A 12,234-nucleotide genomic window follows, 5' to 3' on the forward strand; every position below is an offset into this window, starting at 1 on the left:
TATGGTAAAGCAAAATCCGGGCCTGCAACCATAACACTGCCCGCTTCCCCATCACAGCTATTTGCAGTATATTAGGGAAAACAATCCAATATGATAGACAACCTGATCGCCCTGGTAAAACAACATGCAGGCAGCGCCATCATCAACAACCCTGCCATCCCCAACGAGCAGAACGAGGCGGCGGTGGCTTCGGCTTCCGACAGTATACTGGCCAGCCTGCAGCAGGCGGCTTCGGGGGGCGGCCTAAAAGATATCCTGGGTATGTTTTCCGGAAATGGCGATGTGGCCGCCAGCCCGCTCACGCAAAATGCAAAGGACCGGTTTACAGAATCACTTGCCGGCAGGTTTGGCCTGGACCAGGGGCAGGCGGCTTCGGTGGCGAATAACCTTATTCCCAATGTAATGACCAGCCTGGTGAACAAGACCAATGATCCGGGCGACAACAGCTTTGGATTTCAGGATATTATGGCAAAGCTGTCCGGCAGCAGCCAGGGCGGATTGGATTTTGGCGGACTGTTAAACAAATTCAGATCCGGCGCTTTTGATGTGGATGGCGACGGCGATACCGATCTGCAGGATGCCATGAAAATGCTCGGCGGTGGCGATGGCGGCGGGATCATGGGTAAGCTGAAAGGCCTGTTTGGCGGATAGCCGCGTACCTGTAACCCGGTTCCCCATCACAAATAAACATAGCATGAATACAGTAAAACTTCTTTTCCTGTTTGCCATTGTAACGGCATCGCTAAGCTGCAAAACGAGCCGGCTAAAACAGTCGCCCCTGCCGGAGACGGGGATGTTTAAAGTGGCGATACTATATCCTGGCGGGGAGGACAAAAACTTCGATATGGATTATTATGAGAACAAACACATGCCGATGGTAGCCGGCTTCCTGGGAAAAAATTTGAAATTTTACGAGATCGATAAGGGCATTTCCGGCAGAACGGCAAACGACAAAGCGCCTTTTGTGGCGATAGGTTATTTTTTCGTGACGGATGTGGCCGAATACAATAAGGCGATTGCCCAAAACATAGATACCATTCGCAGCGACATAAAAAAATATACCAATATCCAGCCTTCTATTCAGATAAGCGAAGTCAGGAAACTGGGATTTACTGACGCAAGGTAAGAATCGGGAAGGGGTATCAACGACAGGCACCCGCCGGTAAAAGAATAAACAAAAACGATTATGAGAAGGATAATTTCATTTATGCACCTCTCGCTCGACGGTTTTGTGGCAGGACCGAACGGGGAAATGAACTGGATCAAAGCCGAGCAGGAAATTTTTGACTATGTCGGTAAGCGGATCAGCGAAGGCGATACGGCTTTATACGGAAGGGTAACCTACCAGATGATGGAAAACTACTGGCCCACCGCAGGTAACAAACCCAACGCCACCAGGCACGAGATCGAACATTCGAAGTGGTACGGCAAAGTGCACAAAATCGTGTTATCAAAAACAATGAAGAACGCGGACCTGCCCAACACCACCATTATCAGTGATAACCTTTCCGAAAGGATACAGGAAATAAGGCAGCAGGAAGGGAAAGAGATCCTGCTTTTCGGCAGCCCCACCGCAACGCATTCACTTATGCAACAGGATCTGATAGACGGCTACTGGCTGTTTGTGAACCCGATTATCCTTGGGCAGGGCATTCCCCTGTTTGCAGGTATCAAAAACACAACAAAACTGCAGCGGGTAAGCACCCGGCCATTTGATTGCGGCGTAACCGAACTGAATTATACGGTGGACAGATAGCAGTGCGTAGCAAAACCTTCCTGCGTATGCAGCCGGTCTGTGCTGTAAGATCACTCCTTTGCTTTTTTCGTGCGTCCCCACCAGAACAAAAAACCGGTTATTGGCAAACTGGCAACAACCAGGGCTGCAAAGAACAGTGCGATCCTGCCGGGTAAACCCCAGAGTATGCCGGTATGCACATCGTAGTTGGTGCGCTTGATGATATCGGCAAAAGTTTTGGTATCGCTGTAATTACCCCATACATACGAACCCGGTATTTCCTTTCCGCTGTAGCTGTCGAAAAAAAGAAAATCTGTTTTGTACAATGTTTTCCTGTCGGGGTTTGCGCGAACCAGTAAGGGAGCGGTTTTATTGGCGGGGAATACAAATATAAACGAGGCATACCGCGCATGCAGCTGGTTGCTGAGTTTGTTCCAAACAATATCTTCCGCTGCGGTTGCCGACAGCACATGCGTGGTGTCCGATACGGGCGGCTTGGGATGTACAACCGATCTGCCGGACCCTGCAAGCCGGTAAGCAAAACCGGCAAAACCCTCGAAGGCAAAGAACAGTCCCGTGATCACCGTAAGAATCACCAGCCAGGAGGCATAAAAGCCAAGCACTTTATGCAGGTCGTAGTTCAGCCGTTTGGCCGATGCATTCCATTGGATGGTAAAACCCTGTTTGCGTGCACCCCTGTTGCGCGGCCACCAGAGCACCATGCCGCTTACGATCATAAAAAAGAAAATCACCGCCGACCATTTTATCACATCATGTCCGTAAGGTATCAGTAGGGTGCGGTGTATTTTCAGGATCACACTGATCGGGTCGCGGTCGTTATCGCGCACTTTCAATACCTGGCCCGAATAGGGATCGATGAAAACCGAATAACTGTATTCCTCTTTTTTAAAGAGGAATACCATCGCCGATTTATCTTTTTCCAGGTAATAGATCCGCAAAACGAATTTGCCCGGCACCTGCTGCTCTGCGGTTTGTTTGAGTACGGACGGCGGCAGGAAAGAAGCATTGCGTTCGGCTACATGGCGGTAGGGCTGCAGGTCCTGCAATTCCGGCGCAAAGCAGTACAATGCGCCGGTAATTGCGATGATAAAGATGATCAGTCCTGTAGAGAGACCTAACCATAAATGGATCCTGCCCGATAGCTGCTTCAATGTCATTTTAGTCAACCGTTTTTTTGCTGTTGAGCCGGGTTAGAGCTTTACCTGCAGCGTCAGCCGGTAGGCCGCGCCCTTGCCCTTGGTATAACTGTCGTTAAACGTACCCCATTGTGAACGCGCGGTAAAATAATCGGCGTTGAACATATTTTCAAGACCCAGGTTCAGCGAAACGGAACTGTTTGCCTGGTAGCTGATAACTGAATTGAACAGGTGGTAAGGATTTACCGGTGCCTTGTACGGGTCATAAGAACCGCTGGCATTTCTTGCAAATCGATCGCGGCGCAAGATGCCTGTGTACTGCAACATTACATTCAGTTTGCCCGGAATGATGGCATAGTCTGCATGACCGGTGATCTTGGGTGGCGCAATACGCTGGCCCGGAAGGTATTCATCGCTCTTGCCGTTAAAAGAACCGTCGTTATCGCCGTCCAGTTTACCCTCTGTATATGTATACGATACACCCGCCTGCAGCCTTTTGCTTACCTGCATGTCTGCAGACAATTCGAAACCGGTGATACGCTCGGGTGTTCTTACCACGACAAATATACCGTTCTGGAATACGCTGTTGGCGCCCAGATCCGATTTGCTGATATAGCCGGTTGCTTCAAAACGGAATTTGTTGAACTTGCTTACAAACCCTGCCTCATAATTGCTCACGATCACCGCCTCGGTATTGATCTTGGCAATATCGTTTACGCGTGCCGCACGCAATGCCAGTCCCACATCCGATACACTGAATCCCTGTGAAAAACTCACATAGGGCTGAAAATAATCGGAAAGATGGTAACGGGCGCCTGCATTGAATACCCAGGTGTTGTAACGCAGGGTTCCTCCCTTTACATTCATAGAAGGCGTCACCACGCCGGTGGTGGTATTCCTCGAGGGTAAAGTGGCATAATCGGATACGCCTATGCTCACTTTTTCGTAACGCACGCCGCCTTTCAGCACCAGTTTGCTGAACAGGTTGAATTTTGTCTGGAGAAACGGCGCCAGGTTAAACATATCCATTTCCGGTACCCAGATGCGTCCGTCAACCAGCGGCTGCGAAGTGATATCGCGCTGGGCATCCAGTCCGTAAGTCAGGTTGGCATCCATATTCCTGCCAACAAAAGGCGTATTGAAAACAACACGCGCACCGTTCTTTTTAGAAAGGATGCGGGAGATACCGCCGTCTACAAACGCTTCGGAATAAAAGAAAATATTGTCTACGCTCTGGTAATAGATATCCGCATCGTAATGTGTGTTGGCAATACCGGTTTCGCCGCTGAACTGCAGGCTCAGGTTATGGTTGCCTCTTACGCCCTGCGGAACGCCTTTGGCCTGTCCCTGCACCGCCGTTGTTTTTACGCCGTTTTTATAATCGCCGTTAACGGTCAGGTAATTGGTGGTTTGCCTGCTGCTGTAAAAATTATAGCTGGCCTGTACCCTGTGACGCGCATTGATCTCATAACCCAGTTTGGCAAATGCGTTATACGAATCTGTTTCGCCCAGTCCGTAAACCGGGGGCAACACATCTCCTTTGGCATCTTTCAGCTCACCGGTCTGCTCGTAAACGCCGCTTGCCACATAGCTGAGTTTGTTCTTATCGCCATAGAATGTCTGGCTCAGTCTGCTGCCCACACTGTTGGCCGATTTTACAAGCGAACCCGTCATGCCAACCGAAGTAAGGCTGTTCAGCACTTTATCCGTCTTTGCATTTTTGGTGAAATAGTTGATCAGACCGCCCGCGGCGCCGTTGCCGTATATGGCTGTTGCGCCTTTTACCACTTCCACCTTTTCGATCACCGAAGGATCGAGCGCACGAAGGTCCATGGCGCCGTTACGCAGGGGTGTTGACTGCGGTATGCCATCCACCATGATCAGCAGGCTGCGGCCGCGAAGTGTCTGGCCAAAATTGCTGCTGAGTCCTGTACTCGGCGCCAGGCCGGATACGCGGTTCTCCAGGATATCGCCCAGGTTGGTGGTGATATTGATATTCTGTTCGATGGTTTTGCTGCCAAGGATCACTACGGACGACGGCACTTCATCGATGGTTTCCCGAACCCTTCCCGCCGAAACGATCACTTCGGTCAGCTGGCTGGATGCGGATTCCAGGCTGATGTTCGCCTGCACAGCTGCATTGACCACCTGGATGCTTTTCTGTTCCGGTTTATTACCGATCATCGATACCAGCAGGGTATAGCTGCCCGCAGGAACCGAAGAAAAATGGTACCTGCCATTGACATCGGTTACCGATGTGCGGTTATTTTCTTTTAACCGAACGGTCACCGAAGGCGCAGGCACGCCGTCGGAAGCGGTTACCGTTCCCGAAACGGTAAAAACTGACTGCTGACAAAAAACGCCCAGCGGGGAGATGGCCAGGCATACTATAAAGATCACTATTCTCATACATAGATAAATTGCGCGCAAAACTGGGCGTTCACCGCATAAACCGGCATAAGAATCGGGAAAAATGGGTTACGATAACCGGAAATACTGCGGAAATGCCAGTCTCCGCTGTTTGATTACCGCAGTTTTTCAGCAAACCGGCGGCTTCTAACCCTGTTTCCGCTTCCGTGCTGCGCTTTCCTGTCTTTCCTATCTTTATCCGGCGCATAAAAACGTCATATGAAACAATATTGCCTGTTCTTTTTTGCTGCGCTGGCAGCCATGATATCCAACCTGACGGCGCAGATCCCGCATCTGGCAATAAAAGCCCCTGCCACGCAACTGGTCGTACACGGAAAACCATTTATGATACTGGGCGGCGAGCTGGGTAACTCCACGTTTACCAGTGTGGAAAATATGGCGCCGGTATGGGAGAAGGCAAAAGCGCTCAACGTAAACACCCTGCTGGCCCCGGTTTACTGGGAACTGATAGAACCGGCCGAGGGGAAATTCGAATTCGGGCTGCTTGGCAAACTCATCGCGGAAGCGCGGAAGCAGGACCTGAAACTGGTGCTGCTCTGGTTCGGCTCCTGGAAGAACAGCATGTCCGGTCATGCGCCCGCCTGGATCAAGACCAACCCGGTAAAATACCCGAGGGCCAAAGACGAAAAAGGTACGAGCCAGGAGATACTGAGTCCTTTCAGCGCAGCCAACCTGCAGGCTGATAAAAACGCGTTTACGGCGCTGATGCAATACCTGAAAGAGACAGACGGTAAAAACAACACGGTGATCATGGTGCAGCCGGAAAACGAAATCGGTATGTTGCCATCGGCCCGCGATTACCATCCCGCGGCCGATAAACTGTTCAGCGAAGCCGTGCCCGCGGAACTGATGCAATACCTGCTGAAAAACCGGGCCGGGCTGGTGCCCGAACTAAGTGCATGGTGGAAGAAACAGGGGTATAAGACCAGCGGCAGCTGGCAGGAGATTTTTGGTGATGGCTACCAGGCAGACGAATTGTTTATGGCATGGCATTTTGCCAGATTCACCAACGAGATCGTAAAAGCGGGCAAAGCGGTATATCCATTGCCCATGTTTGTGAACGCAGCGCTGATCAGACCCGGTAAGATACCCGGCGAATACCCCAGCGCGGGACCGCTTCCGCACCTGATGGATATTTGGAAGGCGGCCGCGCCCGACATCGATATGTTATCGCCCGATTTTTACAACCCCGATTTTGAGCAATGGAACGATCTGTATACACGGCAATCCAACCCGCTGTTCATCCCCGAGCACCGGTTTGATGCTACGGTTGGTCCCAAAGCCTTGTTTGCCATCGGTCATTATGATGCCATCGGTTTTTCTCCCTTCAGCATTGAGAACGGCGGAAAACAGGAGCGCGAAGTGCTGGCAAAAACCTACCAACTGCTTAGCCGTCTGCAGCCGCTGATCAGCGCGCACCAGGGCCAAAAACGCATCGATGCCGTGTTACTGGATAAAGAAAAGCAGTTATCGACGGTGGTGCTGGGCAATTACGAATTCTCCTGTAAGAACAGCTATACGCTTGGCTGGGAAGCGGGTGCTGCCGGCGAACAGTGGGATTTTGGCGGTGCCATCATCATCCAAACCGCCGCCAATGAATTTTACATTGCGGGATCGGGTGTGGTGATCACCTGTAAAAATTTCCGCCAGCGGAAAAAGAACACCGGCATACTCAAAACAGAGGAAGGCATATTCGAAAACGGAACCTGGAAAGTGCTGAAACATCTCAATGGGGACCAGACACACCAGGGAAGACATATCCGGATCGGCCACGGCGAGTACACCATACAAAAAATCACGCTATACGATTACGAGTAAGGGCTGGGCGGGATGAAGTTTTGACAGAGTGCCATTTTTCAAAAAGTTTGCGCGACCGCCGTTTCCCGGACAATGCTGTCCACCGGTGCGGTTCCCGTTATTTTGAAGCAGTAGGGCCATTGTTCTTCCTGCGGTTTGGCATCGGTCTCCTGTCTTTGACGACCCAATGCAACCGGCCAGTGCTCGGTAGGCGCACCCATCACAACCAGCCACAGGTATTCCGTTTCTTTCGGCACCTGGAATACCATACGGCCGTTTGCGTCTTTACCGGTTGCGCCGTATACCCGGGTGCCATTTTTCTGGTAGGCAACAAACCCGTAGCGCCAGCCGGCATTATCTGTTTTCACCGCCGTAAAACCCGCTGCGCCGGCAATACCTTGGAAATCCAGAGTAACCTTTGTTCCTGCCCGGGGAACTTTCAGCTGAATGCCGTTGTAGCCGTAGTTCTGCGGGCAGTTTGCCTGGGAAATGGTGAACCAGCCTTCTTTGGCTGTAAGTGAAGTGGTATGCTGGTTGGCATATTGCCGGGCAACGGCTTCGATACGCTTCATATCCCAGGTAATAAACCGGCGGCAGGCATCGAACATTTCATCGTTGAACTGCTCCTGTGTAAGGTTGGTGATGCGTTTGTAGGTGGTTACCGGGTCTTCGCCGGGTAAAGTGGCCCTTGAAAAATTGCCGAAGAATTCGATGCCGTGCTTATTCGACCAGTATTCAAAAACATAGGGCGAATGGTACATATTGATGGGGTGCAGAAAAGCATAATGCGTTTGCTTCATAAAATCCTTCAGGTGGTAATTCTCGAAACGCATCCATTCGGGATATACCTGCCAAAGCATATACTGTGCAGACATTTCAGATATGGCCCCTCTGGGTCCGCGGCCATTGTCGGCGCTGATCATATACTGGAAGGAATGGCCCAGTTCATGCGCCAGGGCGCCATAGGGCGCTTTCGACATCCGCACGGCGGGCGTCCATAACATGCCGATCTTATTTTCGGTGCCGCCGCCAAATGCCGTTGCGCCGCTGCCGCCGATCACGTACAGGATCATTTTGTACTGATCGGTCAGCGATTTTCCCTTCTGCACCAGTTTGAGGTCGTTGACATAGTAATCGTAAAACCTTTCCAGCTCCGGGAGGGCTGCAGTTACATCGAAACGCTTTTTTTCATCGGGATTGGCCATCGGGTCCTTACCGAATTCCTTCGACCAGAACACCACGATGTTCTTTGACTCGGCCATTCTGGAAAAACTGAACTCGCTGGTATCGCTGAAATAATTGTTCCTGTCGGGTGTACGGTACACTTTACCGGGTAGGTAGAGTTCTTTTTCGCCGGCCAGTTTGATCCTTGCATAGGGCTCGGGTGCTGCGGTACTGCCGCCATTGCCCTGTGCCATCAATGTAACAGGAAAAAAAATGGGTACAAACACCCTGAAGACCCGTTTTGCAGTCATGGTTCCGGTATTAGATCAGTAATGGAAATGAATGTAGCGTTAATGAAGCAGCTTTCCGGACCGGCGCCTGTATCGGTTAAAATATGTATGAACTTGGTTAATCCACTTGAAGAAACCGGGTTTGCGAAAGCCCTTCCACAAACCTGTCCGCTAAAAATGGCTACCTTGTCGCACGGTTTTTGAATGGCTAACCGGAACCATTTTCAAATTTTCAAATCCACCTGCCCGCGAGGCAGGTCCTCAAATTTTCAAATTGACCAAGTCTCTTATTTTCGATCTCGGCGGCGTTATTCTCGATATAGACTTCGCCCTTACCCACCAGGCATTTGAGCTCGAAGGTGTGGAAGGGTTTGAACGCCTCTACAGCCAGCAGGCAGCCTCGCCTTTTTTTGTGGATTTTGAAAAAGGGGAAAAGACCGCACAGCAGTTCTTTGATCATATACGCAATATATGCGGGTGCCCGCTGAGCGATGAAACCATCCGTCGCTGCTGGAATGCGCTGATCATCGGTTTCGATCCCGCCAAGATAGACTGGCTCGGGAAGCTGACGGCTAAGTACCAGGTATTCCTGTTCTCCAACACCAATATCATCCACTACCAGGAATTTGCAAAACAGTTCTATACGCTGAAGGGAAGGGACTTCAACGATCTTTTTGTGAAAGCCTATTATTCGCATGAAATGGGCCTGCGCAAACCCGACCCGCAATCTTACCAGTCAATTCTTACAGAACAGGGGCTGCAAGCAGCAGAAACCCTGTTCATCGACGATACCCTCAAAAACATAGAGGCCGCCAAAGAGCTGGGTCTGCAAACCATCCACCTCCCCAAACCCCAAACCGTACTCGATCTGACACTCTGATATTCCCTGCTCTCTATTCCCCGCTCCTCCGTTCCCTGCTCTTCCGTTCCCTGCCCTCCTGTTCCTTGTTCATCCGTTCCTTGTTCTCTATTCCCTTCCTACCTACTTCTCGGTATTTTTTATTTTTTCCATCCCTGCTTGTGTAATCAGCCGTGGATTTGCATTTAGTTTGTCGAACCCAAGCACTTAATTGCCATGACCAGAGTAATACCTGCTGTTCTGCTGATCCTTTTTTTTCAACCCCTATTGAACGCGCAGAAGTCAATGCCCGTAAATGAGCGCTGGGTATTCTTTCCCTATGTTACCGGCGAAAGGATATCAGATAAGAAAATAAAGGTGATGGTCATTGCAAAAAATATTTTCCGTTTTGACCTGTTAGACCAGGCCATCGGTATCGATGAGGCACCGATATTCCTCGACTTCCGCCAGCTGATTGAGCCTATCAATCGGGACGAAAGAGAATTTTCCGCAGATTATGATAATGTTATGCTGGGGAGCCCGGTTATTGAGGATCTTGGGGGTGGTTTTTTGCGCTGGAATGCCACCACGGTCCGTGAAAACGATCTGCAGTCTTCCGACAATACCTTATCCGCAATCGAAAAGATCAGGACAAATCTGATAAACCGCTACAAAAGGGAGGGATACAAAATATACCAGGTGGATTTCACACCCAATACCGGTATAGAAAACGGCAGCGGGTATGCCTATTATGACCCATCCAAATCGAAACATATTCCTTTTTCCTATGAAAAATTGTTGCCGCTGTCGCCACTGTATGTACCCGTATATCGAAAGGGCGAAATAAAAGACATGTTATCGGCGCTGGCACCTTCAAGCAAATCTTCCTCCGGCTTTTCTGGTCTGGTGATCGAATCGAAAGAGCCTAAAAAAGAAACCAAAAACAAGTCCTCTAATTCCGGCAGCGGGGGATTAACGGAAGAGCAGATACAAAGAAATATCGCCTATCACCAGGTTATTGCCCGATCGATCGAAGCCGAAGGAGATAAGTTATACGCTGCAGGCGAATCTAATTACCGGGACGCGTTAGCAAAATACGAGGCTGCGCAAAGAGAATCCTATTCTTACGATGTGCAAGCCAAAATAGACCACATAAAAAGCGCTACCTGGGTGGGCATGGCCGACGCAGGCACCGCCCTGGCAACCTCCCTGCAGAATATTGCAGAATCAACCGATCCGCACGAAAAAACAAAAGCCGGGTTTATGCTGTTTAACTATGCGGGGCTGTCCGGCGGATACACCAAGCTCATGAACCCCTCCCTGCAGAAGCCAGTGGATATCTATCTTTCCGTTATCGTGCACAGGATATTTCTGTCCTGGGAAATCCGCGTAGGCTATACGGAATCCCCCATTTATGAATATACCATTCAAAGATACCAGTCCGCCACACCGTATAAGGTGCAGATACAGAACACCTGTCTGATGGCCGGCGGATCCGTAGGACTCAATATACCCCTGAAGCCACTTGTGTTGAATGCCATGTACGGGATAGACCTGGTAGACGGTATTTCAACAGGAAGAAAACTGCTTACGAACGATTTCACGCTGAAAGATCTCGACATGATTCCCCTGTGGAGAACCAAAACCACCTTCGGCGCAACGCTGAATATACCAAAAACAAAGCTGTCGATAGGCGTACAGTACCACCTGTATTCGATCAATGGAAAAGACTACACCAAGAACAAGGAAGGGCATGAGATCACCTACAATAAAGACCCCTCCGGTAAATACTATTACGGAAAAACCACCAATGACGAATACAAATTCAGTAATCTGGGGGTCAGCATTGGCTGGACATTATAACCGGGAATGAAAGACAGGCGCAGGGAAGGCGCCTGTTTACCTGACTTCCTCAAAATCGATATAATCCTTCTCGGCCGCTTTTTCTTCAGCCTGGCGGGCAGCCTGCTGTTCCTGTTTCTGCTGCTGGAACTGTTGCTGACGGGCATATTCCTGCTGTTGCTGCTGCATCTGCTGTACATTCTTTCTTACCTGGGCGCTGGCCTTGCCCACAGGGATCAGCAGATCCACGATAAACCTGTACAGCAGGTAAAACAGGATCGCATAAAGGATGAATCTGGACATAATCGACAAAGATAGAGCCTATTGGTAGGGGAGGCTGTTAAAATATTACAGGACCGAGGGTCAAAATTCAAAAGTCAAATACATGCTGGCTGGACTGTTTTTGGCTTTTGACTTTTGATTTTTGAATTTTCTTCCTACTTTTGCACCAGAAATGAACCAACAGAAGGGAACGGAGCCGTTCCCTTCTCCTTTTTTATATGGCGAACGAAGCGGTATTACAACAGGTGGAGCAGCTGCTGGAGCAGGTACTGGCCGATGAGCAGGGGTATTTCCTGGTGTCCATGCGGGTTAAACCCACCAATAACCTGAAAGTGTTCCTTGACGGCGATAACGGCATCACTATCGAAAAATGCGTGCAGGTTAACCGTAAACTGTATAAGCTGATAGAGGAAAGCGGTATGTTCCCCACAGACGATTTTTCGTTGGAAGTGTCTTCTCCCGGGGTAGACGAACCCCTGAAAATGCACCGCCAGTACGTAAAAAACACCGGCCGCGATGTGGAAGTGGTGTTCGCCGATGATACCCGTAAAGAAGGAAAGCTCATTGCCGTGACCGAAAACGATATCCTGCTCGAGCATACCGAGGGTAAGGGTAAAAAAGCGGTCACACAGCAGGCCCTTATACCATTCAGTAACATAAAATCAACCACCGTTCAAATTAAATTTTAAAACAGCTTCG

11 protein-coding genes are annotated in these 12,234 nt (G+C 50.0%); 7 read left to right on the forward strand and 4 right to left on the reverse strand.

Translation table 11 applies throughout. The annotated features are described in order from the left end of the window. The first annotated feature begins 90 nt into the window (after window positions 1-90). From GWC94_RS00215 to GWC94_RS00225, 3 genes are read left to right on the forward strand one after another with little or no spacing between them, the layout of a single operon-like run. Window positions 91-651: a DUF937 domain-containing protein gene (locus tag GWC94_RS00215; protein WP_161832996.1), complete on the forward strand. Its 561-nt coding sequence runs from the start codon at window positions 91-93 to the stop codon at window positions 649-651. Window positions 652-694: 43 nt separating this feature from the next. After that, a complete protein-coding gene (locus GWC94_RS00220; RefSeq protein ID WP_161832997.1) occupies window positions 695-1,126 on the forward strand; it encodes an EthD family reductase in 432 nt (143 codons plus the stop codon). Between the two features lie 60 nt (window positions 1,127-1,186). After that, window positions 1,187-1,756, forward strand: coding sequence for a dihydrofolate reductase family protein (locus tag GWC94_RS00225; RefSeq protein ID WP_161832998.1), 570 nt, complete (start codon window positions 1,187-1,189; stop codon window positions 1,754-1,756). A 50-nt stretch (window positions 1,757-1,806) separates the two neighbouring features. On the opposite strand, the gene GWC94_RS00230 is transcribed toward GWC94_RS00225, so the two are convergent. Beyond that, the gene (locus GWC94_RS00230) at window positions 1,807-2,913 is read right to left on the reverse strand and encodes a PepSY-associated TM helix domain-containing protein (RefSeq protein WP_161832999.1); all 1,107 of its coding nucleotides are present in this window, start codon (window positions 2,911-2,913) and stop codon (window positions 1,807-1,809) included. 33 nt (window positions 2,914-2,946) lie between these two features. Further along, window positions 2,947-5,301 carry a TonB-dependent receptor gene (locus tag GWC94_RS00235; protein ID WP_161833000.1) on the reverse strand — a complete coding sequence of 785 codons (2,355 nt, stop codon included), beginning with the start codon at window positions 5,299-5,301 and terminating at the stop codon, window positions 2,947-2,949. 219 nt (window positions 5,302-5,520) lie between these two features. On the opposite strand from GWC94_RS00235, the gene GWC94_RS00240 reads away from it, so the two are divergent. Then, on the forward strand, window positions 5,521-7,140 hold the full coding sequence (locus tag GWC94_RS00240; protein ID WP_161833001.1) for a GH35 family beta-galactosidase: 1,620 nt from the start codon (window positions 5,521-5,523) through the stop codon (window positions 7,138-7,140). A gap of 38 nt (window positions 7,141-7,178) precedes the next feature. Here the strand turns inward: GWC94_RS00240 and GWC94_RS00245 are convergent, their stop codons facing one another. After that, complete coding sequence (locus tag GWC94_RS00245; protein WP_161833002.1) at window positions 7,179-8,594, reverse strand: DUF6055 domain-containing protein; 1,416 nt, start codon at window positions 8,592-8,594, stop codon at window positions 7,179-7,181. Between the two features lie 253 nt (window positions 8,595-8,847). Here GWC94_RS00245 and GWC94_RS00250 point away from each other — a divergent pair, with 253 nt between their 5' ends. Continuing rightward, window positions 8,848-9,453, forward strand: a complete 606-nt coding sequence (locus GWC94_RS00250) for an HAD family hydrolase (protein ID WP_161833003.1) — start codon at window positions 8,848-8,850, stop codon at window positions 9,451-9,453. 195 nt (window positions 9,454-9,648) lie between these two features. Further along, window positions 9,649-11,274 (forward strand): hypothetical protein, encoded by a 1,626-nt coding sequence (locus tag GWC94_RS00255; protein ID WP_161833004.1) that lies wholly within the window; start codon window positions 9,649-9,651, stop codon window positions 11,272-11,274. Between the two features lie 36 nt (window positions 11,275-11,310). On the opposite strand, the gene GWC94_RS00260 is transcribed toward GWC94_RS00255, so the two are convergent. Then, window positions 11,311-11,556 (reverse strand): hypothetical protein, encoded by a 246-nt coding sequence (locus GWC94_RS00260; RefSeq protein ID WP_161833005.1) that lies wholly within the window; start codon window positions 11,554-11,556, stop codon window positions 11,311-11,313. Window positions 11,557-11,753: 197 nt separating this feature from the next. On the opposite strand from GWC94_RS00260, the gene GWC94_RS00265 reads away from it, so the two are divergent. Continuing rightward, window positions 11,754-12,224, forward strand: a complete 471-nt coding sequence (locus GWC94_RS00265) for a ribosome maturation factor RimP (RefSeq protein ID WP_161833006.1) — start codon at window positions 11,754-11,756, stop codon at window positions 12,222-12,224. The last annotated feature ends 10 nt before the right edge of the window (window positions 12,225-12,234 follow it).

It is taken from the genome of Sediminibacterium soli (genome assembly GCF_009939225.1).
Taxonomy (GTDB): Bacteria; Bacteroidota; Bacteroidia; order Chitinophagales; family Chitinophagaceae; genus Sediminibacterium; species Sediminibacterium soli.